The following is a 25545-nucleotide window of genomic DNA, read 5'->3' as shown; positions in this document are numbered from 1 at the left end:
GATCACGGGGCGGCCGTGCCTGTTCTGCACCCGACCCCACCCAATCTGGTCATCCGTCAGGAAGCGGGCGTCAGCCGACTACGCCGAAGCCCTGGCGTAATCGATGCGTCAGGACTACCCCATTGCCACCATGGCGCACAAAGGTCGGCATGCCTGGTCGAGGGTCTCAGCCCCATAACTGGCGCCAAGCTCGATGCGGCACCGGGGTACCTTCGGGTCAATGGGCGTGCAGGCTACGGAAAGCTGCTGTCTGCGTCGCAGGCTTCGGCCAGCAGGAAGGTCCATGTCCTGTGGAAGGGCGATGACCGCTGCTTCAGCATTCCTGATAACTGCTGCGCGCAGTCGGTCAACCTCCCTACGGGCCAAAATGCGATGGACGACCTTCTGCGGCTGCAGGTTCTGGCTAAGCACGAGCAGTCGGGAAGGACTGAGGGGCCACCACAGGTATTGGCTCGTCAGCGTCGAAGGAGAGCGCCCGGAGGCATCGGTCGACAGGATGACTGGCTGGTCGCTGGTGATCAACCGCGCTCGGGGGTCGTCCCACAGCTCAAGTTGTCGGGTGGAATGCTCGTCGGCTGCCCCGTACGCGCTGCGGAAGAGACTTGCTACGAATCCCGTCGTCGTCAGGGTCGGTGTCTCCTGCAGCGCGCGCTTCCTCATCCAGGTGTCCTGCGCCTCCATCAGGCGCTTGCGCTGCGGTGTGCGGTTGCGCTGGAAGGCGAGGACCACGGCGAGCGACATGAAGTCATCGAAGTCCATGTCGTCGTCCGGCTCCCATCCGCGCAGCAGACGCAAAAGCCTTGCGGTCTCGTCATCGATGACGGCAAGCATCGCTTCAGCCTGATTGTGCGGCGCGCCAAGAGGGTCTGTAACGCGGTAGAAATTTTCCCGAACGCAGGTGTCCCGGAGGCCCCGGAGGCGGTCAAAGCCGTTGATCGTGTCCAAAACCCGTACGCGCTTGCCATCGGGGCTCCAGGCCTTCATGTAGGCCTGGGGAACGTAGTGGTGCCTGCGCGAGACGCAGTCGCGTCGTGCCGCTGCCGCCGCCACGTTCGCCATGTACTCCTGCACACGCGGGTTCACTGCCTGGCCGCCACCCGACACCGGGACCTGGCCCCACGGATTGGCTACCCGGCTGACCAGCTTCCACTCCATACCGCTCCCCCTCCCTCCCGCCCCGTGGCCCCGCTACAGCGGTGTCCAAACGGGCCGACTACTAAGACAACTTCCTGACCGCTCCCCGCACCACCGGACCCAGACCTTTGCAGGGCCTGGGGTCAGTCGAGGGCGTCTACCGCAGCATGTGCCGGAAGCCCCCGAGCCGGTCCATCAGGATCTCTCCTTCGGGGGTCAGGACGTGAGGCTCGTGCGCTCCCATGTCGGCCAAGAGGTCGGAGACGAGTGCCCAGGCCACGACGACGGCCTCTCGCTGATCGGTGACGATGGCGGAGAGATCGCCCGTGGTCTGCGCGGGCGTTGCTGGGAACGGCATCGCGTGGCCATGAGGGAAGGCGTGCTCCGCCGCGATCAGGTGTACGGGCTTGTCGCTGTCGTCGAAGCGGTGGAGCGCGGCGGACAGCATCAGATCGCCGGCCGATCCGGTCTCCGCCGCCCAGGCCGCGGCAGCCTGTACCAGGGCTACGAGGTCGAGTTCGAGTCCGCTCTGGAACAGCCGCTTGGGGCCGTCGTCGTTGGTGTGGTCGCTCTGGAGGTTGATGGGCCTCGCCGCGTAGAAGCTGCCGTCCTGGTGGAGCTGGCCGGTCGGTACGCCCTCGAAGCGGACCTGGCGGCGGCCGACCAGCACGGGGCGGGCGGGCTGCACGTTGGTGGTCACGCCTTCGCCAGCGAGCTTGGCGAAGCGGTCGAACGCCGCTTCCCTGTCCACCCGTGTGGTCACGGGATAGGTGCCGCGGACGGCCGGAACGGCGGCCAGGCTGACCCAGCCGGGGTAGGTCGTCTTGGGGCTGCGGCCGTGGGCCGTGCTGGTCAGGTAGCCCGACAGGTAGCCCAAGCCCACGTCGGCGACCTGATGGAGGCGGTCGACGTCGTCGGAGGCGGCTTGGAAGCGGTCACGGTAGCGCTGGGCGATCTCGGATTCAGCGAGGGTGCGGGTTGTGGTGCCGTGCCGGACGTGGACGCGGAAGTGGTAGTCGTTGCCCGGAGCCGCGACCGCGTGCGGGGCCTGGGTGCTCGGTGGCACGGTGAGCACCCAGTAGATCTTGCCCACCTCGCTCGCGGACTTCACCTGTCGGACGCCCACGTTGGGTACGACGGGCTGGATCCAGTTCGCGAGCACCGAGCGGATCCACTCCTCACCACGGCCGGGCACCGGATCGACGGGGTCCAGATGGTGGGCGTGGTCCTGATTGCCGTCGTGGACGCCGATGACGACCATGCCGCCGGCGGTGTTGGCCATGGCGGACACGTCCTTGGCGAGCTCCTTCTTGCCCGGGTCGGTGCCCTGGTAGAAGTCCTTCTTCCAGTCGAGGTCGACACTCTCGGGGATGTGGTTCTCGACCGCACGCTGCAGATCGTCCTCGGTGAGGTCGTCGGGGTGTCGTCCCAGGGCGGCAGTGAGTCGTGCGGGCAGAACCATCGGAACTCCAGTGTGTTCACCACATGCTGACGATCGCCAGCCAGATCACGCTAAACGGGATCACCAGGCCGTCACCACGCATTTCCGGTGACTCGCCATGCCTCACATATCGGCCTCGGGCGCATTACGGTTCTCCGATGAACCAGGATGAGATCCGCGACGAGTTGGTGAGTTCAGCACGGCGATGGGCTCGGACAGCCATCGACGCCTACCTCGAAGAGCCTGCGGACCAGGACTTCGCTGTACATCACATGGCTGTGGCTGTCGAGCACCTGGCCAAGGCATGTCTGGCATCCGTCGCCCTCACGCTGCTGGCCACCTCCAAGCCGTCCGTGCAGGATCTGCTGGTACTGGGCGGCCAGGAAGACAAGGTAGAGACGGGGCGTGCCGGGCTCAAGACCGTCGGTGGTGCGGAGGCCGTGACGAGGCTCGCACAAGTAGGGAAGGGTCAGGTGCCCGCGCAACTCGTGGCGTTGAGGGAGGCCCGCAACGGCATCACTCACATGGGGTGGGGACGGCCGTCCAACGAGTGCAGGGAGCTGCTGACAGCTGGTGTGACGTACATCGATTCGCTGCTGCCCGATCTGGCGAAGGAGCCGGATTGGTTCTGGGAGGGCCATTACGAGGTGTGCAAGGGCCTCGTAGAGAAGACGATGTCCGAGCTGAAGTTGCGCTACGCGGCGAAGGTCCGGCGGGCGCAGGCGACCTTCGCGAAGAAGACAGAGCGTTTGTCCGACAGCGAGAAGACGGCCGTGGTCGCCAGTCTGTCGGCAGCGCCTCTGCCCAGCCGATGGCTTCTGCACATCCCCGCGCAGTGTCCGGCGTGCGAAAGTCCTGCCTTCGTCAGCGGGCGGGACAAGAGCGGCGACTACGGCGACATCTGGTTCTTCCCGCGCTACTTCGGGTGCCGGGTCTGCGAGCTCACTCTGACCGGACCGGAACTGGACCTCGCGGACATGAAGGCCCAGTCACTACGCACAGAAGAAGAGGTGGATGACGACTGGGAACCCGACTTCGACTCCCTGTGACGCCGATACCTGGCACCTTGCGCGCTTGAGGACTATTTCCGGACTGTCAGGTGGCCCTCCGTAGCCGGTTGCCGTCGGCCGTCGTGAGGCGGTGCCAGATGAAGATGCAGCTCTCCAGGCTGGCGAGTGACGGCCGGCGCAGCACGGACCGGATCCGCTCGGGTCCCACCAGGACGACGGGCATCCGGCGTTCACGCCGCTGGAACAGGCTCCACAATCCGTAGACGTACAGCAGGGCCTCGGTCCTCAGCAGGTGGGCATCGCGTACGACCACCACCGGCCAGGGGCGCCAGGCGAGTTCGTTCTCGACAGCCTGCTGTGCGTCGGCCAGCCGTCGCGGCCGGGCACCGAGGTGCAGAGCGTCGTGGAACGCGTCCAGGAGCGCCGCAAGGTTGCCCGGGGCGGCGGTCGTGACCATGACGGGGTCGGCCCCGGCGCAGCGGCTGAGAGCGGCCTCCACCACGACTACGCCCTGAACGTCCTCTGGCGCGATGACGCACAGCAGGGCGCGGGTCTCCAGAATGTGACCCACGTTGTCGGCAAGTGCGGCGAACGCTTCGTCGGACACGGCCGTGGCGACCTCGCCCATGGCCCCTCCTCTGGAGTTGCGTACGGGACGCCACCAGTCCAGCACGTTCGCGGACAGCGGCGAAGACATCGACGTCATCACGGCGCAGATTGACCGGGCCAGTTCGAACGTGAGCGGCTGTGCCGGATCAGCGAGGCTCGCGACCCGGGCGACGGTTGCCACGGCAGTCGTAGACCGCGAGTGACAGGTCTTTCACCGCGGCTCGGGCACGTTCGGCGTCCAGGCCGTCGTCAAGGGCCTCCAGCGCGGCGGCGGCCGACACCCGAACGGAACGGGGCAGGCCGTCATAGGCGGAGAGCCGGTACGCGACGGTGCGGCGGGCCTCCTGTTCCTCATCGCTCGCCCCGTCAGAGGTCAGCGGGAAGACCGCGGCCTCGTACATCGCGATGCTCAACAGGACCGTGTCGGCGATCCCTTCCGCATAGCCGTCGCCGCTGACGGCCTGGACGGAAGTCACAGCTGGCCGGGGGCGGGCGAGCATGCCGAATCCCGCGCCCAGGCTGGTGGTAGTCGCGCCCACCACGGCCCCCGACCAGTTGTCCAGGACAAAGCCGAAGCAGGCTCCGCTACTCACCACGCACACCAGCAGCGCGACGGTCATCACGTACACACGGGTGCTGAGCGGGGACGTCATGGCCAGCAGTATGCACACGCCCTCGGGGGCTGAGGCCGGGCCCGGTCCGGAGCTCCCGCCCACTCGCTGCCAAGGCCGGCCGCGTGTGAGCCCCCGGGGTGGGGCTGCAACGCAGTGGCACAACACAGGACAGGAAGCCGGGGCCAGTGTCGCTCGCCCACGCGGGCTACCAGCGGCGCAGGTCTTTGGTGAGTTCGCGGTGCCACTCGGTGCGGCGCGGCACGTACTCGTCCGGCGCCGGTCCGAGCGCGACGACCTGGTCCGTGATCCCGTAGGTGACCCGGTAGGCCAGGACCTGGGTGGCGAGGTCCATCCACTCCTGCGTCTTGTGCGCCGGCGGCACGGGACCGAGCACGGTCACGAACCACATGGGCAGCAGGGCGCGGTCGCGGATCGCGTCAGCCAGACGGCCGCGCAGCAGCCAGTTCAGCTTCCGCTCCGCCTTGTCGCCCTGCTCGATCAGCGACGCCTTCGCCTGCCTCAGAGTGTCGTCCTGGGCCAGTGCGGCCTGGGCGGCTCGGGCGGGGTCGGCCAGTTGCCGGGCCCGCTGATCGTGGCTTGTGGCGAGGGTGTGGGACATGCCGAAGTCCATGACGGCCTGCTTGAACTCGCGGGATGTGCGCGGCTGACTGGCCAGGATGCCGGCGGCCTCCACCACCTTGTCGCGGTGCTCGTCGCGTTCGGTGATCGCGCCTTCGTACTCGCGGACCTTGAGGCGGTGTGCCTCGCGCTGGTGTCTGGGGAGCAGGCCGGAGCGTACGTGCCAGCCGTGGTTGGCGGTCCTGGCCAGCTTCTTCCACTCCGGGTCGATGGTGTCGAGGTCGGCGAGTGGGGCGCCGCCCGCGGCGAGTAGGTGGGCTTCGAGGGCCTGGACGCGGCCGGTCAGCCGCTTGAGGGACTGATCGGTGTCTTGGATGTGGCCGCGTACGTCGTCGTCCAGCTCGGCGAGGTCGTTGCGGACGGTGCTGAGATCGTCCTCGAGGCTACGGATGCCGCCACGGATGTCGCGCAGCTCGTAGTCGAGGTCTTCGACCTCCCCCAGCTTCGAACGCAGCGAGTGCAGCTCGTGCTCCACCCCGCCGGTCCGGGTCTCCAGACGGCGGACCTGATAGCCGTAGTCGTCGCTCACCGCCGTGCCCCCTTCGCGCCTGCCTCCGTGCTGTCCATCGAGGACCCGGCAACGAACATCCAGCCCACAGCGGCGGCGATGATGAACCACCGGCTGATCACGCTCAGGCTGATGAGGGCCACCAGGAGCGCGACCACGTGCAGTCCGATAGCACCGAGGCGGCGGTCACGGTGCTGTTCGGCATCGACCTTCTGAAAGCATCCGGCCACTGTTCCCGCGAAGTGCGGGACCAGCAGGACCAGCCACCAGGTCGAGCGGTCGAGGACGAAGACGAGCGCGATCAGCACCGCGCCGACGGCCGCTTGGCCGCGCCAGGACCACGTCACGATGCGCTCACTGCGTTTGCGGTCGGGTTCGGCCAGACGCTCGGGAATCGTCTTCTCGAACTCCACCAGCTTGCTAGTGACGTTCACCAGCCGGGCGTACTCCACCGCGAACTGGTCGTCGTCGACGTCGTGTTTCAGCACCTCGGCATGGCGAGCGCCGACCTTCTGCTGAATCTGCGCAAACTGCTCCTCGATCTTCTGCTCGGTGCTGCTCACCGAACCACCCCCACCCGCAATGCGACAACACGCCTACCGGACACTTCCCACCGGCAGTCGCCGCCAGCCGTCAAACTGATCGACCGTACCCGCAGTTGTCCGAGGCCCGCCGGGCAATCAGAGGCGGTGGCCGAAACCCTGCCAGCCCCGGGTGATGGCCTGAGTCGCCTCCTTCCAGTCCGGTGACGTCGGCAAGGGCATGTCAGTGGCGCGTCCTACGGTGCGTGCCCATGACACGTCGCACCGTTCCTGGTCACCGAGCACCCGGCCATCGCCGCCCAGTGGCACCCGGACCTGAACGCCGACCTGGACCTGGCGCAGATCGGCCCCGGCTCTCACAAGGCTGTGTTCTGGCGGTGCGACGACGGGCACGTCTGGCAGGCGCAGGTCCATTCCCGTGTCGCCGGGACCGGCTGTCCGCAGTGCGCCGGGTACGTGCCCCGTGGCCGGGTCACACTCAGCGAGCACTCGCCTGACTTGGTAGCTGAGTGGCACCCGCGCAACGACGCTTCGCCGGACCAGTTCGGGCCCGGCTCGCAGCGCAAGGTCTGGTGGCGCTGTCCGGTGGGGCACGAGTACCAGGCGCGCATATCCAACCGCAGTCGCGGTACCGGCTGCCCGGCCTGCGCGAGGGCCGGCCGCGATGCACCGGACAGGCGTTTGGCGGACATGCCCGAGCTGTTCGCGCAGGCGGACCCCGACACCGCACCGGCCGACGTGGCGGAACTGCCGGTCAACTCCCGCGTACGGCTGGGATGGCGCTGTTCCCGTGGACACCGCTGGGAGGCGAAGGTGAGCCACCGGACCGTCGCCGGGTCGGGCTGCCCGGCCTGCGCCCGGAGGAAGCGTGCTCCCGCTCTGCCCGAGGCGCGGCCGGACCTGGCAGGGCAGTGGCACCCCGAGCGCAACGACGGGCTGACGGCCGAAGCGGTCACCGCTGGTTCGCACCGCCTGGTCTGGTGGAAGTGCACCGTGTGCGCCGGCGAGTTCCGGGCCAAGGTCTTCCACCGCGTCCGCGACTTGGCCGCGTGCCCCTCCTGCTCCGGCCGGGTGCGCTACCAGGCGCTGTCGCGCGAGGGTCCCGAAATCGCGGCGCTGTGGCACCCGTCCCTAAATGAGTTCCTCACCCCGGCGGAGGTGACCGCCGGGGCCAACGTGCCGGTCTGGTGGCTGTGCCCCGCCGGACACGAAGCTTGGTCCGCCCAGGTGGCGCACGTCTTCATGGGCAGGCAGGGCTGCCCGCGCTGCCGGAAGCGGACAAGCGTCTCCCGGCAGGAGACGGAACTGTTCGCCGAACTCCAGCTCGTCCTCACCGGCGGAGAGCAGCAGTACCCGCTGCAGACGCTGCACGGCCGCTACCGGCTCGACATGCTCTTCCCGGCGGTCCACGACCAGGCCGTGGCCGTGGAGTTCGACGGCTCGTACTGGCACCGCGACGCTGAGGAACGCGATCGGCTCAAGGCGGAGGCCGTAGAACACCACCGGCCTGGCTGGATGGTGGTGCGGGTACGTGAGGAACCTCTGCGACCGACCCGGCTTGGCGACGTGGTCGTGCCGTACCTGGCGGACCCGTTCACGGCCGCCAGCATCGTTGTCGAGCACCTGATGCCGCTGGCGTCGTGGTCCGACGACACCCGTCAGCGTGCGCGCGCCTATCTCAAGGGCGGGCGCCGTCTGGGAGCTGCGCTGGCGCAGCGTCTGATCAACGAGCGGCAATCCGCTGCTCCACCGGCCGATGACCGGCCCGCACCTCAGTCCATCTCGGGGCGGATCGAGGGCGTGCAGTCTGCCTTGTGGTGAGGGCCGGGCTACTCGGCCACCTTGTCGGGGTCAGGCAGGTGGGAAAGTGCCGCTCAAGGATCTCCACCCATCGGTGCAGGACCACGAAGCCGGTGGTATCGGCCTGCGCCTGGACCAGCTCGGTCAGCTCGTCGCCGAACGGCTGATTCGCCGTGCGATGGCGGCACGCGCGGAGGCCCCGGCCGACGCGCAACCGGCTGAGCGCGCCCCGATCCCCGGCCGCGGCCGACGCCGCCCATCCCGCCCGTCCCTTCCTCCTTCACTCCAGCCAAGGGACATGGGCAGAGCAGCCGCAACGGGGATGTCATCGGGCCGACCACGCCAAAACCGGGTGGTGACCTGCGCGGACGCGGGGACGGTCCTGGGGGCCGCGCAACACCCGGCGCAACCCTTGGCGCAACCTCCAGCGCAACAGATAGGCGCAACCCTTGGCGCAACCTCGTGCTCCTGGTCGACCGGGCTGTGCGGTCACGCGGCCCGGACGGCTCCGTGGGTGCGGGCGAGGTGGCGCAGCTCGGAGCGTGCCGCCGGCACCGAGGGGACGGTCTCCCAGTAGGGGTGCCACCACAGCCGTACGGACAGGAGCAGCAGGCGGCGGCGCAGGGCGGTGGTGTCGCGGGGGCGGGGTGCGGCGAGTGCTTGGTAGGTGGCGTTCCAGGCGGCTTGCGTCTGCACCAGGTCGTCGGGGAAGTCGGTCACGTCCATACCGGCATTAGATCGCTTGTTCGAATTGCGTGTCACTTCGGACACGCCCTCCCCGGCGCCCGTGGTCGGGGCGCGCAGGGCGTGGTCGGCCTCACGGTCGGGCCGTGGTCGCCCCCACACCACGACGGTCCGGCCCGTCTGGAGCGGCACCCGGGCGGGTGATTTCCCTTCGCGTACGCGGGCACAGTCCTGGCGGTGTGTGCCCAACTTGCCTTTCTCTAGGGGGTATTGACAGCTTTTCATGTCTTCTGTCACGTTCTGTCCGCCACTTCCGGCGAACGAGCGAGAGGTGATCTCATGCGACGAACCGAGTACGACGCGAGCCAGGCCGCCAAGCGCCTGAAGGTCCCCGCAGCGGCCTTCCGGTGGGCCCGGCACACCGGCCTCATCCCCGAACCGGACGCGTCGTCCTACCAGTGGTCACGGGCGGCTGTGGAGGCGCTGGACGCCGACGCCATCCGGGCCGCCATGTCCTCCCCGCCGATTGGCGGTGGCGCGGCGGCCGACCGGATCGCCGACGCGCTCGGCACCCCGAACGTGATCGGCGAGAAGGCGAACGTGACGGCCTTCGTGGTGCGCCGGTTCGTCGACCGCGGCCTGCTGGTCGACCTGAGCGCGAACCCCGAGGGGACGCTGCATCGCCCCGACCAGGTCGCGGAGGTCTGCCGCCGCGAGGACCTGGCGGACCTGGTCGCCGCCGACACCCCGCTCGGACCCGAGCAGGCCGCCGCCCGGCTCCGGGTACGCCGTGTCGGCTTCGACCGCATGGTGCGGCTCGGCTGGGTCCGCTCCCCGCAGTCGATCGAGGTCCGCTTCGGCACCAGCCGGGCCGGGGCCGTCGACGTCGCGCTCTACACCACGGCGTCCGTCGACGCGATCGTCCCCGACCACCCCGAAGTCGACTGGGAGCAGCTGCGCGCGGTGGAGAAAGGCCGGCGCTCTCCGCTGGCATCGCTGCGCCCGGCACCGGCACCCGCCTGAGCGCCCCCGCGCCGGAACAGCACTACGAGGGTGCTCCCCCGCCCGCCGCGTCCCAGCCGTCCAGGAAGGCGGCCAGGGCGCGGCGTTGCTCTTCCTCACGGGCGATCTGCCGGGCGAGGACGTCGCGGTCGATGTACGGGTCGACGGCGGCGAGGACCATGCGCCGGAGTTCGGCCGGCTCCAGCGCCTCCACCTCCCACTGCACCGGGCGGCGGGGGTCGAAGCCGTAGCGGCGAGCGAAGGCCGGCCACCTCGGATCGCCGCGCTTGCCCTCGGTCGCGGGCAGCTCGTAGGCGCGCACCTGCTCGTAGGTCAACAGCACCCGCTCGGTGTGGCTCCAACAGCCCGTGCGCGCCACCCGGTCCCGCTCGATGTCCTCGCCCGAGCAGTCGAAATCGCCGCAGATTCTCCGGGGCGCCATGAGTGTGCGGGTGGAGTTTACGCAGCTCAGGAGCGGTCGGAGTGATCATATCTGGCGCAACACATTTGGTGCACGGATCACCTGAAACCTGCTCCGTTGGCGGAAGCGGGCCAGCAGCTCGGCGTGGACGTGCCGTTCTCCGTGTCATGCGTCAACGCTCAGCGGCTTGTGAGCCGGTGCAGTGTGTCCACCAGGCGTGCTCCTGAAGGCCAAGGCTGCGGCGGCCCCCATGTGACTGGGGCCGGGCGAGGGATTTGTTGCTCCTGCACGATCCGGACGCGGCCCCACCAGAACACCGGTGCGGGCCCCCGGCCTGTCCCGGCCAGGGGCCCGCACGCGATCGAGGGGCAGGAGTCAGCTCGGCTGGTCGCCGGTGTACCGGTAGATCTCACCGCCGGGGTTGATGTGCCACACGGTGCCGTCGGCGCCGGCGGCGATGTCGTGGGCGGTGCCGGGGATCTTGATCCACGGGTTGGTGCCGCTGGCGTCGTTGTTGGTGTACCGGTAGATGCTGCCGGCGGGATCGACGCCCCACACGTTCGTGCGGGAGCCAACCGCGATGCGCTTGAGGCTGCCGGCGACGTTCTTCCACGGGTTCGAGCTGTCCTGGTCCCCGGTGTACCGGAAGACCTGGTTGCCGCCGTTGACACCCCATACGGTGCCGTCGGCGCCCGCGCCGATGTCACTCAGCGCCCCGGGGATCTTGATCCACGGACTGGCGTCGTGGTTCGTGTACCGGTAGATGGCGTCGGCGGAGTCCACCCCCCACACGTTCGTCCGGGATCCCGCGTCGATGCGGACCAGGCTGCCGGAGATGTTCACCCACGGGTTCGACGCGCCCTGGTCCCCGGCGTACCGGAAGATCTGGTTGCCGCCGTTGACACCCCATACGGTGCCGTCGGCGCCCGCGCCGATGTCACTCAGACCGCCGGGGATGTTGATCCACGGGCTGGCGTCGTAGTTGGTGTACCGGTAGATGGCGCTCCCGTGGTTCACCCCCCACACCGTCGTCCTGGACCCTGCCGAGATGGCGGCGAGACCGCCCGCGATCTTCACCCAATCAGCCATGCCGAAATCCCCCTCCGTTGACCGGTGTCGGAAGCCATCATGGGTGATGAAATGAGCAGACACAGCGGGATAGTTTCTGCCCAAGTACCTAATACGGCGATAAACCAATGTTTAGCCTTCGGCCGTCTTACGGAGGTAGGGGCGCGGACAGCTCGGCTCGGAGTAGATCGGCTGAAAGAGCTGTCCTGCTCAAGGGCGATCGACACGGGCGCCAGTTCATGCGTCTGCCCAGTACGACCCGGCAGTCAGCGGACCCGTAGGCGTCAGATCGCCGTCGCCGAGGCTCTATTGCCTCTCTGTGACGGTGTGGGCCGAGGCCTCGCGCTGCGGATGTCCCAGTAGAGGGGATGTCGACCTCCCGACCACGGCAGGGTCAGCGTGGTGACCTGCGGATTCGTGGATGGGCGCGGCGGAGGGCGCGGGCGGTCGGACGGGTTGTCGGCGGGGATGTGGGCCTGGTCCACGGGGGTGTTGTCGCTTCGTGACCGTGGTCGGGTCTTCGTGGTCGGGGTTCTGGTCGGGGCCAGCTGTTGCTGTGACCAGGACGCGCGGCGCCGGGTAGACCGGTGCCGCACCGGCAGGGAAGCGAGCGGATCCGTGATGATCGGCGTGGACGTGGGCAGCGGGGACCGTCTGGCGTTGGGTGTGCTGGCGCAGTACCGGATGGCGACCACCGAGCAGATGCACCGGGTGATCGCACCCGGGGTGCGTGTCGAGCAGACCCGGCGGCGGCTGGCCCGCCTGCGGGAGGAGGGGCTGGTCGACCGGATCACCTTGCCGCAGGCCAGGCGGACCCGGGTGTGGTTCCCGACCGCGTACGGCGTGCAGCTCGCCTGCGAGTGGCCCGAGCTGCGTGGGCGCCGGCCCTCCAGGACCGTGTCCGATCCGACCGCCGTGCGGCTGAAAGCCGGCCACACGCTGACGGTGACCGAGACCGCGCTCGTCTTCCTCGAGGACGCCCACCGCCGCGGCGACGTGTGCGAGCCACTGGACTGGATCCCCGAGGTGCACCACCCGATCGGGAGCGGCGAGGCCGTCATCCCCGACGCGCTCCTGTACTACCGGCGCGGCCCCGCCGACGGCGACAACGGGTCGATGCTGCGGGCGTTCGTGGAAGTCGACCGGGCCACCATGGGCCCGAGCGCCTCGCCGCCAAGCTGTCCGCGTACGAACGCCTTCACCGCTACGTGCCCGTGATCCCGGGGCACCGGCCGACCGTCCAGGAGCCGGCGGTGGAGGAGTGGCGGCGGCGCTACCCGCTCTTCCCCCGCGTCCTGTTCGTCCTGGACGGCACCGGCCCCGCCGGTGCCGAGAACCGGATCCGCGCCCTGCACGCGGCGGTTGGGCTGCTGGCCCGCTTCCCGTACGACGTCCCCGTCCTCGCGGCGCCGCTGGCCGACCTGCTCCAGCACGGCCCCTGCGCACCCGTGTGGCGCCCCGTCCACGACCCGGGCCAGCGAGTGAGCTGGACGGAGTCCGGGCATCGGCAGGCCTGACGCGCGGCCGCCGCAGACGCGGCACGGGTCTGTACTGCGCTTCGCCCGCAGACCCTCCGTAGCGAAGTAGTCGGCCACCAGGCCAGCGCGTATCCGCCCCTTGTCGACCTGGTCTCAGCCGTGCATCCGAACACCGACGGCCAACCGGTCGAAGCAACACGAGGGGCACCAGGAGGAGCACTACGAGAGGCACTACGAGGGACGCCCAGAAGGGCAACACGAGAAGCAACCAGCCGCCTCGCGCTCTCTGCGGGCGTCATCGGTGCGCTGACCAGCCATGGTCGGGGCTGGACACAGCACGGCGGAAGGCGTGGTCGGGGTCATGGTCGGCCCGACCAGGACGGCACGAGCGGAGCGTCCGGGCGGGTGATTTTCCCTCGCGTACGTGTGCGCAGTTCTAGCTGCACGGGCCCAACTTGCCTGTTTTGAAAGAGTATTGACACACTTTATAGTGTTCTGTCATGTTCTGTCCCGCTGTTTCAAGGCGAACGAGCGAGAGGTGATCTCATGGCACGAGTACGACTGGCCGAGTACGACGCGGCCCAGGCCACCAAGCGCCTGAAGGTGTCCGCGGCTGCCTTCCGGTGGGCGCGGCACATCGGGCTCATCCCGGCACCAGACGTGTCCTCCTGGCAGTGGTCGCGGGCCGCTGTGGAGGCGCTGGACGCCGACGCGATCCGGGCCGCGATGCCCTCCCCGCCGATCTCCGGCGGCGCGGCGGCGGACCGGATCGCCGACGCCCTGGGCACCCCGAACGTGATCGGCGAGGGGGCGCACGTGACGTCGTTCGTCGTCCGGCGATTCATCGGGCGGAAGCTGCTCACCGAGCTGAGCGCGAACCCCGACGGATCGCTGGTCCACCCCGGCCAGGTCGCGGAGGTCTGCAAGCGCGAGGACCTCGCGGAGCTGGTCGCCGCCGACACCCCGCTCGGACCGGAGCAGGCAGCCGAGCGGCTCGGGGTCCGCAGGGTGGAGTTCGACTGGATGCTGCGCCTGAAGTGGATCAGGCCCGCCGAATCGATCGAGGTCCGTTTCGGCACCTCCCGGGCCGGAGCCGTCGACGTCGCGCTCTACACCACGGCGTCCGTCGACGCGCTCGCCACGCGGACCGACGTCGACTGGCAGCAGCTGCGCTCAGTCGAGAAAGGCCGGCGCTCCCCGCTCGCGGCCCTGGCGAAGCAGGCCGCCGTGGCGTGACGCCGACGGGACCCGTTCGTTGAACGAGTTCTGCGGAGCAAGGGACAAGCCTCCGGGGCCGGTTGGGCCCCGGAGGCTTCGTCGTCCTGGCGCCCGCCGTGGAAGGGCCGGCCTTTGCGGGCGCGGGCGTAAGCGTTCGTTGCTGAGATGCCCAACACCTTCACTCCGATCACCCCGGGCGGAACTGTCCTCTGCCATCGAAGGTTGAGCACTCGCCACAGAACCTTGAGCGGACGCGAGTTCGCGCCATCGAAGATTGATCGCACTGGTCAGGATCCCTGCAAAGCCCGGTCCAGCACCGAGCTTGGGGCCCCCGAAACCGCGAGATCGGCATGTAGTGCTGACGCGTCAGGAATCGTCGGGCTGCTTGCCTCGCATAATGCTGATATGGACCAGGGGTGGGCTGCGGTCGCGGGCGCTGGCGTTGGTGTCTTAGGGGCTGCGATCTCCGGGTTGGTTTCTGCGGTAGCGCTCCGACGGCAGTCACAAGACCAACTAGCCGGAACGCACGCACAGTGGCGTCGTCAGCTACGCCGGGATGCCTACGTGGCGTTCATGGGCGCAGCTCACCATTTCCAGGCCAAGGCCCGTTCCGTGTCGCCATCTCTTGGCGGGAGCCAGGTGGAACCGGTCCGGCGCGGAGTCGTAGATCTCCGATCTGCCGAGGAGGCCCTTCTGGAGCGAGCTCGGGTCGTTGATTTGGAAGCGCCCAGCCAGGTCGTCGAAGCCGTAACCGCCCTGCTTGCGAGCGCCAAGCAAATCGTTGTCGACGCCAGCATCTGGCTAGAACTGGCTGAGCGTGGAGACTCGGCTGTAGGGACGTATCACAGGCGATTTGCTGAAGATCGAGAGACCCTTGCCCAACGCATCGGCCTGCTTCGAGACCAGATCCGTCAAGATCTCCAGCACCTGTGAAGACCTGCCATTGCCGATCAACCTTCGATGGCACGTGCGCAACCTTCACTGGCACGGAAGAGGAGCCGTAAGCGCTCGTATCCCAGACCCGGGCGGAGCGGGACACTGGAGACGTGTCACGAGGACTCGGGCGAGTGCAGCGGGCCGTGCTGGCGTACGTGCGCAGCGAGCCCGGCGGGCGCAGCGGCATCGACGGCACCCCGATAGCCGCCTCGGTCACCGGTCTCGCCCGCGTCGTCTACGGAGTCGAGCAGCCGAGCGACGCGCAGCGTGCCGCCGTACGCCGGGCGGTCCGCCGCCTCGAGGCCGGAGGCCACGTCGAAGTCCACCGCCGCCCCGTCGGCCGCACCTACACCCAGCAGCGCGCCCATCCCCGCTTCTGGCCACCGCGCCACGACCGGCGCCTGGCGATGTGCACCGGCAAGGACGGCTGCCCGGGGTGCGAGGCCGGCGACGTACTTCACCGCGGACGTCGTGGCGATGTTCATCGAGCACTACGGCACCCTGACCGAGGCCGACCGGCAGCTGTGGCGGGCGACCGCGCACGGCTGGCACCTGTACCCCGTCCCGCTGACCCGGCCCGCGGACGACTACCGCACGTACGAAGTCGAGATCACCGAACTGTGCGTACGGCGGGCCCTGACCGAAGAGGAACACGTCCAGGCCGAACAGCGGGCGCAGGAGTTCATCCGGCCCCACGTCGCCGCCCTCCGTGCCGCGCTCCGGGGCCGTTGAGAAGCACGGACGTGGGTTATCCACAGGCTTCAACGCGATCGGCGGTTCCTCCGTACGCTGCTGCCCGAGTCGATCACACGGGGGTGTGCGGGATGCGGTACGGCGTGGTGGTGGAGGAACTCGCGGTGGAGGTCATGGCGCAGCTGCCGGACGACCAGGCCCGCCAGGAGGTGATGGCGCTCGTGGAGGTCGCGCGGATGGATCCGAGGGCCTGGCCCGACGTCCGCGACCCGGGCTCCGTGGAGGAGATCCGGGAAGCGTTCGGACGGCGGTGCTGGATCCAGTTCATGCCGCACGCCGGAGCGATCGAGGTCCGTGACATCGGGTGGGTTGGGCTGACGCCCTGCTGACACGAGATGCCCACGCCGCTGACACGAGGCCGACCGGCCACTGACACGAGAGCGGGACAGCCGCGGTTTCAGCTCAGGCGGTGGCTGAGGAGCGCGAGGCCGGCTGCCGCCGCGCGGTGCTGGTAGGCGCGCAGTCCGGGGGCGCCGGGGGGTGCGGGCTGGCGGGCGTTGCGGTGCCAGTGGCCGGTGAGCGCGGCGAGGAACGCGGTGGTGGTCTCGGGGCTGCTGGCGGTGGCGGGATGGTCGCGGAGCAGCCGGGCGACGTCGGCGGGCGCGTGTCCGGCGAGGATGAGCTGCGGGGCGAGGGAGGCCGCGTCGATGCAGGCCGGGCCGGTGGTGGCGTGTGCCCAGTCCACGAAGGTCACGCCAAGGTGGTGGTCGCGGACCATGTTGTCGGCCCGCAGGTCGCCGTGGACGATGCGGTCACCGTGGGCGAGGCCCGGCCAGGCCGCCTCGAGTTCGGCAAGCTGCTCCAGGCGGTCACGGGCGGCGGGGGCGAGGTCGACAGGCGGGTCGGCGAGTAGTTCGTCCCAGCCGTGCAGGGCCGCCGTGGTGGAGGGCGTGGTGCTCACCGCCGCGACGTACGGGGCTGGGGCGGGGCTGGAGGTGAGCTTGTCCAGCAGAGCCCAGGTCTGTTCGGCGTCGCCGGAGGCTGGGGAGAGGTCGGGGTGCGGGCCGTCCAGGTGGGCGATGACGACGGCGGTCCAATCGGCGGCGCGGTGGATGCCCAGCAGGTCCGGGGCCGGGGTGCCGGGCGGCAGCGAGCCGAGGACAGCGGCCTCGTGGACGTTGGCGTCGGTCAGCGGGTCGTCGTCGGGGGCCGCTTTGACGAAGGCCCGTTGGCCGTCGGCCAGGGTGAGCGCGGCGGCGAGCTGGTGGCCGAAGCCGCCGCCGGGGGTGACCGTGTCGGTGACGGGTGCACCGAGGGCGTCCTCGAGGCGGGCGCGCAGGGGCGTGGGGACGTCGGTCCATTGCAGACGGCCGCTGGTGGGCGGTACAGGCATCGGGGCAGCTTTCAGAGGTCCGGGAAACGGGTGGCGGGGTGATGGGGTGCGCGCCGAGCCGGACCGCGAGTCGGGGCTGAGGAGCGGGGAACCGCTCGCTCAGTGCTCCAGCTCGACGCCGGGCGCTCGTCGCCGCATCACGCGCATTCGCCTGTGTCCTCTGAGTGCAGAAGTGCAAAGGGGCGCCCGTAGGGACGCCCCTCCACTGTAGTGGTGGTGCTGTGTCACGCGCTGCCGATTAGGGGCAGGTGGTGCAGCAGGGACGGCCCGATGCTGGCGGGCTCGGGCAGGAGGTGATCGGCCCCGGCAGCGCGGAGCGCAGCGGGTGGATGCCAGCCCCAGACCGCTCCGAGGGCGACGACGCCGGCGGCGCGGGCCGCGGTCATGTCGGTGGGACTGTCACCGACATACACCGCGCGCTCCGGTGGGACGTCCAGCTGACTCAGGGCAGCGTGCAATCCGTCCGGGGCCGGTTTGGGCCGGGTGTCCTGGCGGGTGATGACGACGTCCAGCAGTTCGGCCACCGCCGGCGGCAGCAGCCACCGCAGGCGGTCGGGATCCTGGAGGGTGACCGCGCCGGTGGCCGTGCCCTGCGCGCGCAGGGCCAGCAGGCCGGAGAGCACGCAGGGGAACGGCTTCACGGGGTTGGCCGACATGGCGCCGTCCCACCAGCGGTCACACGCGTCGTCGGGATCGGCGACGTCCAGGAGCGCCAGGACCTCGATGCGGGGGCGGCGCAGCGCGCCGGGCGGAAGGTCGCCCGGCGTCACGCGCCGCCCGAGAGCGCAGGTGGCGACCGCCGCGAGGGTGGAGCGCACCGCGTCAGCGCTGTCCAGCAGCACTCCGTCCAGGTCGAACAGTGCCGCTTGGCGGGAGTCCGTCACCGGGCACCGTCCGGGTCTCGGACCAGGGCGCGCAGGACCAGGTGGTGGTCGGCGAGCAGGGTGGCTGCGCCCGCGTCCCGGTCCAGGACGCACACGGCTGTGCCGACCAGTGCGCCGCCCATGCGCAGCAGGCGGGCGCTGCGCAGGAGACTGGCGCCGCTGCGGGCGGTGTCGTCCAGCAGGACGGTCCGTCGGCCGCCCAGGTCGGCGCCCTCGATCTGCTGCCACGTGCCGTGTTCCTTGGGCGCCGGGCGTAAGAAGGCGGCGGGCAAACCGGTGTGCAGGGACGCCGCCGTGACCAGCGGCACCCCGGCCAGCGCCGGACCGGCCAGGGCCTCGGTGTCGTCGGGCAGCAGGCCGGCGAGCGCGGCCGCGGTCTCCGTCAGCAGCTCCGGATCACCGGCCAGCCGGTAGGGGTCGAAGTACCTGTCGAGCGTGCCGCCGTCCGGCAGCCGGTAGGGGCCCGGACGGTAAGCGACGCTGGCGATCTTCTCCGCGAACAGGACGGCGGGCAGGGTCATGACGCGCACCGCCCGGCGGCGAGGGCCTTGAGATCGGCGGCGAGGGCTTCGGTGTCGGGGAGTTCGCGCAGGAAGCCCAGCGGCCGGGTGGGCAGCTCGATCAGCCACCCCTCCGCCCGCAGGAACGCGCTCAGGCGGCACGCGGTCGGTCCGAGCAGCCGTACGGGCAGGGAGCGGATCGTGGTCGCGTAGTACAGAGCGGCGGTCAGTTCGTGCAGCGTTCCCACGCCGCCGCCCATCGCGACGACCAGGTCTGCGTCATCGAGGTAGGCGTGCAGCCGGCTGCCCATGGTCGGGGCGTACACGGTGGTGGTGACGTGGGGGTTGAGTGCTCCCCAGTCGGGTCGGTCGGCCAGGGTGATCGCGGTGACCGGTACCTGGTGGCGGGCGGCGCCGCGGGCGGCGGCCTCCATCAGTCCGTTGTAGCCGCCGTGCTTGAGGGCGTATCCGGCGCGGGCCAGTGCGGCGCCGGCCGCCTCCGCCATCGGTTCCTCGCCGTCTGGCGGGACGACCCCGGCGAACAGGGCCACGGTCAGGTCCGTGGCGTGGTCGGTGCTGTTCATGCCAGTCCTTCCTCGTGCTGCTGGTAGGCGCGGTACGCGGTGATCTGGTCGGTCAGCGAGTCGACGGCGTGCGGGGCGATCCGCTGCGCGAGGCGCACGATGCGGTCCAACGCGTCGTCGGCCTGCGCCACGGTGGGGACGGACGGGCTGGTCAGCGCCTTGGTCAGCTCCGTCAGGCACTCCCGGCCGGTGGCGGTCCGGCCGACTTCGTCGGGCAGGTGGTACCAGCCGTGGTGCCGGGAGTGCGGGACCAGCGCGGTGCGGATCACGTCCCGGCAGGTGGCGTTGAGGTCGTGCAGGAGGCCGTAGGCGATGTACTGCTGGCCCCTGGCCAGGCGCTTGCGAAGCATCGCGTGCAGCACCATCGCCTGGACCAGCAGATGACCGCAGTCCGCCGGAGCCTGTGCCGCCCGGGCGAGCTCCTGCGCGGTGCGCTGCTGGGTGTCGGCGTCGGCGAGTTCGTCGGCTCCGGGGCCCTGCCACAGCAGCCGGGGGCCGATCCTGCGGCGCAGCGCTTCGACCGCGCTGGTCGGGCACAGGTACAGATCCAGTTGCAGCAGGTGGCCGTCGTACGGCAGCAGGTAGACGAACCCGGCCCCGCCCAGGTTGCCGACGATGGTGTCCCGCCAGCCCGGCAGCAGGGTGCCGAACGTGGTGGACATCAGCGCGTCCAGGCTGTCCATCAAGGCGGGCAGCCGGTCGTCGCGGACGGCGACGACCAGGTCGACGTCGGATAACCGGTCCGCGGTGCCGGTGGCGAGCGACCCGCGCACCAGCAGGTGCGTCACGGCGGTTGTGGCGGACAGGGCGTGGACCAGGTCGCCCAGGACGGCGAGCTGCGCTGGCCGGTGGGCGTGAGCCAGTTCCTCCAGCGGAGTCAGCTCGGTGGGCGGAAGTACGGCGGTGGGCATGTGCGGTGTCCTCTCGGGTGAAGGGTTCGGGGCTCGGTCAGGGGCGGGCGAGCAGGTGCGCCTTCGCGGCCCGCCACCGGCTCACGTCGGCGTCCGCGCGGCGGGTCGCGTGGAGTTCGGTGATCAGGTCGTACGCGCCGCCCTCCGGCAGGGCGTAGGTGTAGAAGGCGCGCAGCAGCATCTGTTCGGCCGCCTCGGTGAAGCCGAGCTCCGCGAGCTGTCCGGCCCGCTCCAGCAGCCCGGCCCCGTCGGCCTCGGTCATCTCCGGCAGGTCGGCGGCGTCGCCGTCGCGCAGGTGCGGGCGGGTGGCGAGGGTTTGGTAGGCGTCGTCCGCGTAGACGTCGGCGATCAGGTGGATCCGGTCGGGGCCCGTGGTGTTGCACACGCCGTGGGCCTGCGACGGGGTCAGCCGCCACAGGGATCCGGCCGCCATGTGGACCCGGGCCCCGGCGGTGACCAGGACGGCGGAGGGGTTGGTGACGAGCGGGATGTGCAGGCGGTGCCGGTCGGTCTCCCGCAGTTCCGCGTAGTCGCGGTGTTCCCACAGGTAGGAGTGCGGTTCCAGGCGGGCGAGGCGCACGTACATGAAGTTGAGTCCCAGCCCGGCGAGGAACCGCGCGGTGGCCGGCATCTCCTCGAGTAGGGAGGTGGGCTGGGGGCGCCCGTCGCCGATCACGACGTCGTGCGGGTCGCCGCTGTGGTTCAGCAGCGATGTGGTCCACCAGCCGCCGGACTGGTACTCGCCGTACGCGACGACGCCGCGCGTGGGCGCCCCCAGCGCTTCGGCCCGCATCTGCTCGACTGCGGACTCCTCCAGGTCGGCCAGCCGGGCGACCTGATCAAGCACCTCCGCCCGCCCGGGGCCGGCCTGCGCCGCCATGACGGCTGCGGGAAATGTGGTCGCCATCAAGTCCTCCTGACACGTCGTCGAACGCGGCCCTGGCGGGCAGCCGTGCAAGGACACCGCACGGGCGAACTGCCTCCCAGACCATGGGCGTTGCCGCCCGTTGCGGATGGTTGCCGCCCGTTGCCGTTCACCCCGGGCGGCCTTCCCCCGCCCGCCGGGAGCCGGAAGACTGGTGTCGCCCGCGCCCGCGAAAGGGATGGGTCCGTGACCACTGACGCAGCCGAACGCCACCCGCTGGCCTACCTGCTGGCCATACGCGCGACGACCGCGCAGGCGTACCTGCTCCGGGTCGCCGCGCAGCACCAGCGCATGGGGTACGGGCAGATGGCGTACCGCAAGGAGAAGGCGTCCCGGTGGATCGCGGGCATCTACGCCCCCAGCTACCACACCCAGCTCGCCATGGCCGCGCTCGAAAACATCCCGCCTGCGGCGATCCACGCCCACGGCTGGCCTGGCTGGCTGCTGTTAGCCCTGCCGGACCACACCCTCTTCACCCTCCCGTGGACGACCACGGGCGCGGTGCAGGCACTGGAGATCACAGGAGGTCCGGTGGACCGCAGGAAATTTCTGATCACCACATCCGTCACCCTGGGCACCACCGTGGCGCAATGGTCCGCCGCCTCCCCAGCGGGAGCAGCCCCCACCGCGGGCAGCCGGATCGGCGCCGACGTCCCCGATCACTTCGAGCGCCGCCTGGAGAGCCTGCGCCGGCTGGACGACACCGTGGGCTCCGGCGACGTCTACGACGCTGCCCGCACCGAACTCCGCATGATCAGGGCCACGCTGAAGAACGCGTCCTTCGGCGAAGGTGTCGAGCGCCGCTTGTTCGCCGCGGCGGCCGAAGCGTCCCGCAGTGCGGGCTGGACGGCCTACGACAGCGGGAAGGCGGCTGCCGCCGAACGCCACTACTCCACCGCCCTGCGGGCCGCAGCGAGCGCGGACGATCCCGTGGTCGGGGCGAACACCCTCGCCTTCTGGGCGATCCAGCACTACTCGACTGGTGATCCGCGCGGCGCGATCGACCTGGTCGAAGCCGCTCTGTCCCAGGCGCCGAGGGCCGGATCGGCCCGTCTGACGTCCATGCTCCACGCCCGCGCCTGCCGGGCCCACGCACACGCCGGCGACACCCGGGCCGCCGACCGGTCCGCCAACGCCGCCTTGGACGCCTACGAGCACGCCGGACCCATCGAGGACGACCTCCCGTGCGTCTACTGGTACAACCTCGGCGAGGCCCACCAGCTCATCGGGAGCTCCGCCCTCAACCTGGGCAACCCCAAGCGGGCCGTCGTCCACTTCATGGAAGCCTCCGCCGTCCACACCAGCCAGGAGGCGTACAACGGCGACGCCTTCCCCCGCGGCCACGCCATCTACCTGGCCCGGCTCGCCGAAGCCCACCTCAGCCTGGGTGACGTCGACGCCGCTGTGGCCACCGCGCACGACGCCGTCGACCGGATGGGCGGGGTCACCTCCGCGCGCGGCACCAGCACACTCGAAGACCTGCGCAAGAAGCTCGCCCGCCGACGCGGCATCCCCGCCGTCGCCGACTTCCTGGACTACACCGGCACCGAGTGAGCACCCACGGTCCGCCCGCGCGAAGACCGTCGTCGTCGGGGCAGGGTGCGTGTGGTCACTGCGCGACGGCCTCGCTGTCGACCTTCAGGAGCAGCAGGTCGTAGACCGGGCCACCGGGCTCGTTGCGGTACGGGCCCGCGTAGGCGTAGCCGAGGCGTTCGTACAGGGTCCGGCCCGCGGTGTTGCCCGGGCGAACCAGCAGCGAGGCGTAGTCGGGGTCGATGGCCGGTGTGGAGGCGGGAGCCGATGCCCTGGGACTGCCGGGCGGGAGTGACTGCGAGCTCGCACAGGCCCATGAGGCGGCCCGCACGGACCTGTTCGGGGATCTGGGGCAGGAGTTCCGGGCGGGTGTGCACGGGAAGGCGTAGCCGAAGCCGACCATGGAGCCGCTCGCGTAGGCCGCGCCCAGGGTGAAGCCTTCGTGGCGGAGGTGGCTGGTGACCTGCCTGCGCAGCGCGGTGGCAGACAGGCCGTCGGTAGAAGCGCGCGGGGTGTCGACCAGCTCGGGGTGCGCGTCGGACCAGATGTCCGCGATCGTGTCGAGCATCGGCGGGACCTGGCCGGGGCCGTGGGTGCGGATCACGACGTCAATGAGTCTTTGGGCGTGATGGCAGCCGTGTGGACTGCCGCTGCCCTTGCCGCTTGCGCGCTGGCTGTGTCGCTCGTTTGGTTCGCTTGGGCCTCCCGTCGACACCGTGATGGCGGCACCCCTCACTCTCCGGCGGTCCCCTCTCAGGACCGAACCGCACGGCGCCGCCGGGGGCAGCTCGCCCACTAGAATCGAACGAGTGAACGATTCCCGTGATCTGCCGCCTGACCTCCTGCGTCTTCGGACGCTGGAGACCTGGCTGATCCTGACCCTGGACCGGGTGCAGCGGCAGATCGCGGACGCCGAGCGCCAGGAGCAGGAACGCCAGCGCGCCGCCGCCGCCCGGCCGCCGGCCCCCGCCTGGCTCCTGGAGCTCGGTCTCAACCGAGACGCTCCCCCGGTGTACATCCACGAGGGGCACTGCCACATGGCGGGCAAGAGGTCGCACGGCATCACACGGGTGGAGGCGCTGCGCTGGCTCGCCAGCGGTGTGGCCGCCTGCTCGCACTGCCGGGCGGACACAGAGCTCGGCTTCCTCGACGGGTGACTCAGGCGCTGCGGCGAGGCTTCTTCGCGGCGGTCTTCTTGACCGGCTGCTTCTCCGCCGCCGTCTTCCTCTTCGACTTCGGCACCTCGTGCACGTCGGCGTCCTCGCCGCGGGCGGCCTTCGCCTTGGACACGGACTCGGTCAGAGCGGCCATCAGGTCGAGGACCTCGCCCGGCTTCCCAGGCTCCGGGGCGTCCGGGAGCGGCTGGTCCGCCCGCTTCGCCTCGATGATCTTTGCGAGGGCGTCGGTGTAGGCGTCCTCGAACTCAGGGCCGGCGAGGTCATCGCGGCCCATGGTCTCCATCAGCGCCAGCGCGCCCTCGATCTCATCCTCGGCCACTTCCACCGGTGGCGGGAGCAGCTCGCCGGGGTCGCGGACTTCGTCCGGCCAGCGCATCGCGTGCAGCACGATCGCGTCCTCGCGCACCCGCAGCAGGCCCAGGCGCTCACGGCCCGACCAGGCGTACTTGGCGACCGCGACCTTCGCCGAACGCGCCAGGGCCAGGCACAGCAGCTTGTAGGGCTTGGCCGCGACCTGCCCGGCCGGCTGCAGGTAGTAGCCCTCCGCGATCCGGATCGGGTCCACCGACTCCAGCGGCACGAACGCCTCGATCTCGATCGCCTTGGCCGTCGGCAGCGGCAGATCCCGCAGCTCCTCGTCGCTGATCGGGATGACCTGGGTCTTCGTCAGCTCGTAGCCCTTGCCGATCTCCGCCTGAGAGACCTCGCGGTCCTCGATCTCGCACACCTTGCGGGTGCGGATCCGGCCCATGTCCTCCAGGTGGTACTGGTGGAAGTGGATGCTGTGGTCCTCGGTCGCGCTGACCACGTTGATCGGCACCGTGACCAGGCCGAAGCTGATCGCGCCGCTCCAGATTGTTCGGGGCATAGGGCACCTCCGCCGCGGGCCCCGAGCAGGGTCAGCCTATGAGCCGGCCGGGACACCGGCACCTCGACGTCGCGGGCAGACAGGGACACTCTCGGACGCCCGACAGTTCAGCTCCCGGGGGTGCCGAGGGAACGGGTCGCACTGGCGGCCAGCACGGTCGTGGGTGGAGGAATCGCGACGGCATCGGCCGGGATCCTTGATCATCGCCGGTGGAGACGGGGGCGGGGCGATCAGCACATCGAGGACTGCTGTTCGCTCTACGTCTCCTGCCTCTCTGCTCTCGCATCGGCTCGTCGCGCTTGCCGCGTGACCGTGCGCGAGCCGGAACCCCGATCCTCAGCAGCGCAGGCGCGCCGTGTGGGAAGCATTCGAAGCCTGCGCGAGCCTGCGGTACGAGCTGTCGATCTGCGCGCCGCGCCACGTGGTCGAGAAGTCCGACGATGCCTTCCGACGGCTTCGTGACCTGCGCGACGTGGTCGCCGACGGATTCGGTCGAGACAGCAGCGAGTGCGTCACCGGGCGGCTTCGCTATGACCGGGCCTATCAGGGGCTTCGGGATGCCATGCGCAAAGACCTTGGCGCCGATGCCTAGCCTCACATCTGGGCCAACCAGCGGACCATGGCAACGCCGCCGGCGACGAGGGCCCCTGGAGATCTCCTTTCCAGGGGCATGGTCCTGTCGTTCGGGGCACCGCGAGCGCCTCCGGCACGCGCATCCCTCCCCCGCGGAGGATGAAACGGCGCGCCGCCCCAGATGCAGGCAGCGCGCCGTTGAAAGTCATGGCGGTGGCGATCTCCGCATGACGGTCACTGTTGGAGGGTGGGCGGGTCAGTGGCGGCCGCCGCGGCGGTGGCCCCAGGACTCGTCGTCGACGAGGCGGCCGCGGTCGTCGCGCAGGGTGGCGGTGTCGTAGTCGTTGTTCCACACGTAGGCGCGGCGGTCCTGGTAGAGGTCGGTGCGGGTGTCGCGGC

The 25545-nt window shown here is 70.2% G+C and carries 30 protein-coding genes and 2 pseudogenes; 13 read left to right on the top strand and 19 right to left on the bottom strand.

Features of this window, described 5'->3' with window-relative positions:
- Positions 1-114 precede the first annotated feature (114 nt).
- Together ABT300_RS25595 and ABT300_RS25590 are read right to left on the bottom strand one after the other, a co-directional pair.
- Positions 115-1155, bottom strand: a complete 1041-nt coding sequence (locus ABT300_RS25595; RefSeq protein WP_351679946.1) for a DUF4238 domain-containing protein — start codon at positions 1153-1155, stop codon at positions 115-117.
- Between the two features lie 136 nt (positions 1156-1291).
- Complete coding sequence (locus tag ABT300_RS25590) at positions 1292-2596, bottom strand: AlbA family DNA-binding domain-containing protein (protein ID WP_351679943.1); 1305 nt, start codon at positions 2594-2596, stop codon at positions 1292-1294.
- A 137-nt stretch (positions 2597-2733) separates the two neighbouring features.
- Between ABT300_RS25590 and ABT300_RS25585 the strand changes: the two genes are divergently transcribed.
- Positions 2734-3624 carry a hypothetical protein gene (locus ABT300_RS25585; RefSeq protein ID WP_351679940.1) on the top strand — a complete coding sequence of 297 codons (891 nt, stop codon included), beginning with the start codon at positions 2734-2736 and terminating at the stop codon, positions 3622-3624.
- 46 nt (positions 3625-3670) lie between these two features.
- Here the strand turns inward: ABT300_RS25585 and ABT300_RS25580 are convergent, their stop codons facing one another.
- From ABT300_RS25580 to ABT300_RS25565, 4 genes are all read right to left on the bottom strand, one after another.
- On the bottom strand, positions 3671-4291 hold the full coding sequence (locus ABT300_RS25580) for a hypothetical protein (RefSeq protein ID WP_351679938.1): 621 nt from the start codon (positions 4289-4291) through the stop codon (positions 3671-3673).
- 49 nt (positions 4292-4340) lie between these two features.
- Positions 4341-4847, bottom strand: coding sequence for a hypothetical protein (locus ABT300_RS25575; RefSeq protein ID WP_351679935.1), 507 nt, complete (start codon positions 4845-4847; stop codon positions 4341-4343).
- Between the two features lie 166 nt (positions 4848-5013).
- Positions 5014-5976, bottom strand: coding sequence for a hypothetical protein (locus ABT300_RS25570; RefSeq protein ID WP_351679932.1), 963 nt, complete (start codon positions 5974-5976; stop codon positions 5014-5016).
- Entirely contained in the window at positions 5973-6518 is a 546-nt protein-coding gene (locus ABT300_RS25565) for a hypothetical protein (RefSeq protein WP_351679929.1), read from the bottom strand. The genes ABT300_RS25570 and ABT300_RS25565 overlap by 4 nt, the downstream gene beginning before the upstream one ends.
- 249 nt (positions 6519-6767) lie before the next feature.
- Between ABT300_RS25565 and ABT300_RS25560 the strand changes: the two are divergent.
- Positions 6768-7091 (top strand): annotated as a pseudogene (locus ABT300_RS25560) (zinc-ribbon domain-containing protein); the annotation flags it as partial.
- 96 nt (positions 7092-7187) lie between these two features.
- Positions 7188-8318: a zinc-ribbon domain-containing protein gene (locus tag ABT300_RS25555; RefSeq protein ID WP_351679926.1), complete on the top strand. Its 1131-nt coding sequence runs from the start codon at positions 7188-7190 to the stop codon at positions 8316-8318.
- Positions 8319-8786: 468 nt separating this feature from the next.
- Here ABT300_RS25555 and ABT300_RS25550 read toward each other — a convergent pair whose 3' ends face one another.
- On the bottom strand, positions 8787-9023 hold the full coding sequence (locus tag ABT300_RS25550) for a DUF8825 domain-containing protein (protein ID WP_351679924.1): 237 nt from the start codon (positions 9021-9023) through the stop codon (positions 8787-8789).
- 297 nt (positions 9024-9320) lie between these two features.
- Between ABT300_RS25550 and ABT300_RS25545 the strand changes: the two genes are divergently transcribed.
- Complete coding sequence (locus ABT300_RS25545; protein ID WP_351679921.1) at positions 9321-10004, top strand: hypothetical protein; 684 nt, start codon at positions 9321-9323, stop codon at positions 10002-10004.
- Positions 10005-10026: 22 nt separating this feature from the next.
- Here ABT300_RS25545 and ABT300_RS25540 read toward each other — a convergent pair whose 3' ends face one another.
- Together ABT300_RS25540 and ABT300_RS25535 are read right to left on the bottom strand one after the other, a co-directional pair.
- Positions 10027-10425, bottom strand: a complete 399-nt coding sequence (locus ABT300_RS25540) for a hypothetical protein (protein WP_351679918.1) — start codon at positions 10423-10425, stop codon at positions 10027-10029.
- 354 nt (positions 10426-10779) lie between these two features.
- Positions 10780-11493, bottom strand: coding sequence for a tectonin domain-containing protein (locus tag ABT300_RS25535; RefSeq protein WP_351679916.1), 714 nt, complete (start codon positions 11491-11493; stop codon positions 10780-10782).
- A gap of 600 nt (positions 11494-12093) precedes the next feature.
- Here ABT300_RS25535 and ABT300_RS25530 point away from each other — a divergent pair.
- From ABT300_RS25530 to ABT300_RS25515, 4 genes are all read left to right on the top strand, one after another.
- Positions 12094-12690 (top strand): replication-relaxation family protein, encoded by a 597-nt coding sequence (locus ABT300_RS25530; RefSeq protein ID WP_351679913.1) that lies wholly within the window; start codon positions 12094-12096, stop codon positions 12688-12690.
- Entirely contained in the window at positions 12681-12989 is a 309-nt protein-coding gene (locus tag ABT300_RS25525) for a hypothetical protein (RefSeq protein WP_351679910.1), read from the top strand. Before ABT300_RS25530 ends, ABT300_RS25525 begins: the two co-directional genes overlap by 10 nt.
- Before the next feature lie 507 nt (positions 12990-13496).
- The gene (locus tag ABT300_RS25520) at positions 13497-14186 is read left to right on the top strand and encodes a hypothetical protein (protein ID WP_351679907.1); all 690 of its coding nucleotides are present in this window, start codon (positions 13497-13499) and stop codon (positions 14184-14186) included.
- Positions 14187-14732: 546 nt separating this feature from the next.
- On the top strand, positions 14733-15101 hold the full coding sequence (locus ABT300_RS25515; RefSeq protein WP_351679904.1) for a hypothetical protein: 369 nt from the start codon (positions 14733-14735) through the stop codon (positions 15099-15101).
- Between the two features lie 116 nt (positions 15102-15217).
- On the opposite strand, the gene ABT300_RS25510 is transcribed toward ABT300_RS25515, so the two are convergent.
- Entirely contained in the window at positions 15218-15589 is a 372-nt protein-coding gene (locus tag ABT300_RS25510; protein ID WP_351679902.1) for a hypothetical protein, read from the bottom strand.
- Here ABT300_RS25510 and ABT300_RS25505 point away from each other — a divergent pair.
- Together ABT300_RS25505 and ABT300_RS25500 are read left to right on the top strand one after the other, a co-directional pair.
- Positions 15576-15836, top strand: coding sequence for a hypothetical protein (locus tag ABT300_RS25505; RefSeq protein ID WP_351679899.1), 261 nt, complete (start codon positions 15576-15578; stop codon positions 15834-15836). The genes ABT300_RS25510 and ABT300_RS25505 overlap by 14 nt on opposite strands.
- Before the next feature lie 92 nt (positions 15837-15928).
- On the top strand, positions 15929-16186 hold the full coding sequence (locus ABT300_RS25500; RefSeq protein ID WP_351679897.1) for a hypothetical protein: 258 nt from the start codon (positions 15929-15931) through the stop codon (positions 16184-16186).
- A 68-nt stretch (positions 16187-16254) separates the two neighbouring features.
- Here ABT300_RS25500 and ABT300_RS25495 read toward each other — a convergent pair whose 3' ends face one another.
- From ABT300_RS25495 to ABT300_RS25470, 6 genes are all read right to left on the bottom strand, one after another.
- The gene (locus tag ABT300_RS25495; RefSeq protein ID WP_351679894.1) at positions 16255-17190 is read right to left on the bottom strand and encodes a phosphotransferase family protein; all 936 of its coding nucleotides are present in this window, start codon (positions 17188-17190) and stop codon (positions 16255-16257) included.
- Positions 17191-17414: 224 nt separating this feature from the next.
- Complete coding sequence (locus tag ABT300_RS25490) at positions 17415-18074, bottom strand: HAD family hydrolase (RefSeq protein WP_351679891.1); 660 nt, start codon at positions 18072-18074, stop codon at positions 17415-17417.
- Positions 18071-18595: an orotate phosphoribosyltransferase gene (locus ABT300_RS25485; RefSeq protein WP_351679889.1), complete on the bottom strand. Its 525-nt coding sequence runs from the start codon at positions 18593-18595 to the stop codon at positions 18071-18073. The genes ABT300_RS25490 and ABT300_RS25485 overlap by 4 nt, the downstream gene beginning before the upstream one ends.
- Positions 18592-19158 (bottom strand): SLOG cluster 4 domain-containing protein, encoded by a 567-nt coding sequence (locus tag ABT300_RS25480; protein ID WP_351679886.1) that lies wholly within the window; start codon positions 19156-19158, stop codon positions 18592-18594. Before ABT300_RS25480 ends, ABT300_RS25485 begins: the two co-directional genes overlap by 4 nt.
- Complete coding sequence (locus tag ABT300_RS25475; protein ID WP_351679884.1) at positions 19155-20069, bottom strand: nucleotidyltransferase domain-containing protein; 915 nt, start codon at positions 20067-20069, stop codon at positions 19155-19157. Before ABT300_RS25475 ends, ABT300_RS25480 begins: the two co-directional genes overlap by 4 nt.
- A 37-nt stretch (positions 20070-20106) precedes the next feature.
- Positions 20107-20976 carry an aspartyl/asparaginyl beta-hydroxylase domain-containing protein gene (locus tag ABT300_RS25470; protein ID WP_351679881.1) on the bottom strand — a complete coding sequence of 290 codons (870 nt, stop codon included), beginning with the start codon at positions 20974-20976 and terminating at the stop codon, positions 20107-20109.
- 204 nt (positions 20977-21180) lie between these two features.
- On the opposite strand from ABT300_RS25470, the gene ABT300_RS25465 reads away from it, so the two are divergent.
- Complete coding sequence (locus tag ABT300_RS25465) at positions 21181-22548, top strand: NsdA family TPR-like regulatory protein (protein ID WP_351679879.1); 1368 nt, start codon at positions 21181-21183, stop codon at positions 22546-22548.
- Positions 22549-22603: 55 nt separating this feature from the next.
- On the opposite strand, the gene ABT300_RS25460 is transcribed toward ABT300_RS25465, so the two are convergent.
- Positions 22604-23131: an N-acetyltransferase gene (locus ABT300_RS25460; RefSeq protein ID WP_351679877.1), complete on the bottom strand. Its 528-nt coding sequence runs from the start codon at positions 23129-23131 to the stop codon at positions 22604-22606.
- Between the two features lie 205 nt (positions 23132-23336).
- Between ABT300_RS25460 and ABT300_RS25455 the strand changes: the two genes are divergently transcribed.
- Positions 23337-23684 carry a DUF6233 domain-containing protein gene (locus tag ABT300_RS25455; protein WP_351679874.1) on the top strand — a complete coding sequence of 116 codons (348 nt, stop codon included), beginning with the start codon at positions 23337-23339 and terminating at the stop codon, positions 23682-23684.
- A gap of 1 nt (position 23685) precedes the next feature.
- Here ABT300_RS25455 and ku read toward each other — a convergent pair whose 3' ends face one another.
- Positions 23686-24573: a non-homologous end joining protein Ku gene (gene ku / locus ABT300_RS25450; protein WP_351679873.1), complete on the bottom strand. Its 888-nt coding sequence runs from the start codon at positions 24571-24573 to the stop codon at positions 23686-23688.
- 355 nt (positions 24574-24928) lie between these two features.
- Here ku and ABT300_RS25445 point away from each other — a divergent pair, with 355 nt between their 5' ends.
- A complete protein-coding gene (locus ABT300_RS25445; protein WP_351679870.1) occupies positions 24929-25165 on the top strand; it encodes a hypothetical protein in 237 nt (78 codons plus the stop codon).
- 237 nt (positions 25166-25402) lie between these two features.
- Here ABT300_RS25445 and ABT300_RS25440 read toward each other — a convergent pair.
- A pseudogene (locus tag ABT300_RS25440) lies at positions 25403-25545 on the bottom strand (lamin tail domain-containing protein); the annotation flags it as partial.

The organism is Streptomyces sp. NPDC001027 (assembly GCF_040299045.1).
In the GTDB taxonomy this organism is placed as follows: Bacteria; Actinomycetota; Actinomycetes; order Streptomycetales; family Streptomycetaceae; genus Streptomyces.
This window is presented reverse-complemented; position numbering and strand designations above follow the sequence as displayed.

Excerpts from the sequence above, each read along its gene's own strand:
- ABT300_RS25595 (WP_351679946.1), bottom strand. The coding sequence starts at position 1,155 with ATGGAGTGGAAGCTGGTCAGCCGGGTAGCCAATCCGTGGGGCCAGGTC.
- ABT300_RS25590 (WP_351679943.1), bottom strand. The coding sequence starts at position 2,596 with ATGGTTCTGCCCGCACGACTCACTGCCGCCCTGGGACGACACCCCGAC.
- ABT300_RS25585 (WP_351679940.1), top strand. The coding sequence starts at position 2,734 with ATGAACCAGGATGAGATCCGCGACGAGTTGGTGAGTTCAGCACGGCGA.
- ABT300_RS25580 (WP_351679938.1), bottom strand. The coding sequence starts at position 4,291 with ATGACGTCGATGTCTTCGCCGCTGTCCGCGAACGTGCTGGACTGGTGG.
- ABT300_RS25575 (WP_351679935.1), bottom strand. The coding sequence starts at position 4,847 with ATGACGTCCCCGCTCAGCACCCGTGTGTACGTGATGACCGTCGCGCTG.
- ABT300_RS25555 (WP_351679926.1), top strand. The coding sequence starts at position 7,188 with ATGCCCGAGCTGTTCGCGCAGGCGGACCCCGACACCGCACCGGCCGAC.
- ABT300_RS25550 (WP_351679924.1), bottom strand. The coding sequence starts at position 9,023 with ATGGACGTGACCGACTTCCCCGACGACCTGGTGCAGACGCAAGCCGCC.
- ABT300_RS25545 (WP_351679921.1), top strand. The coding sequence starts at position 9,321 with ATGCGACGAACCGAGTACGACGCGAGCCAGGCCGCCAAGCGCCTGAAG.
- ABT300_RS25540 (WP_351679918.1), bottom strand. The coding sequence starts at position 10,425 with ATGGCGCCCCGGAGAATCTGCGGCGATTTCGACTGCTCGGGCGAGGAC.
- ABT300_RS25535 (WP_351679916.1), bottom strand. The coding sequence starts at position 11,493 with ATGGCTGATTGGGTGAAGATCGCGGGCGGTCTCGCCGCCATCTCGGCA.
- ABT300_RS25530 (WP_351679913.1), top strand. The coding sequence starts at position 12,094 with ATGATCGGCGTGGACGTGGGCAGCGGGGACCGTCTGGCGTTGGGTGTG.
- ABT300_RS25520 (WP_351679907.1), top strand. The coding sequence starts at position 13,497 with ATGGCACGAGTACGACTGGCCGAGTACGACGCGGCCCAGGCCACCAAG.
- ABT300_RS25510 (WP_351679902.1), bottom strand. The coding sequence starts at position 15,589 with ATGAACATCGCCACGACGTCCGCGGTGAAGTACGTCGCCGGCCTCGCA.
- ABT300_RS25500 (WP_351679897.1), top strand. The coding sequence starts at position 15,929 with ATGCGGTACGGCGTGGTGGTGGAGGAACTCGCGGTGGAGGTCATGGCG.
- ABT300_RS25495 (WP_351679894.1), bottom strand. The coding sequence starts at position 17,190 with ATGCCTGTACCGCCCACCAGCGGCCGTCTGCAATGGACCGACGTCCCC.
- ABT300_RS25485 (WP_351679889.1), bottom strand. The coding sequence starts at position 18,595 with ATGACCCTGCCCGCCGTCCTGTTCGCGGAGAAGATCGCCAGCGTCGCT.
- ABT300_RS25480 (WP_351679886.1), bottom strand. The coding sequence starts at position 19,158 with ATGAACAGCACCGACCACGCCACGGACCTGACCGTGGCCCTGTTCGCC.
- ABT300_RS25475 (WP_351679884.1), bottom strand. The coding sequence starts at position 20,069 with ATGCCCACCGCCGTACTTCCGCCCACCGAGCTGACTCCGCTGGAGGAA.
- ABT300_RS25470 (WP_351679881.1), bottom strand. The coding sequence starts at position 20,976 with ATGGCGACCACATTTCCCGCAGCCGTCATGGCGGCGCAGGCCGGCCCC.
- ku (WP_351679873.1), bottom strand. The coding sequence starts at position 24,573 with ATGCCCCGAACAATCTGGAGCGGCGCGATCAGCTTCGGCCTGGTCACG.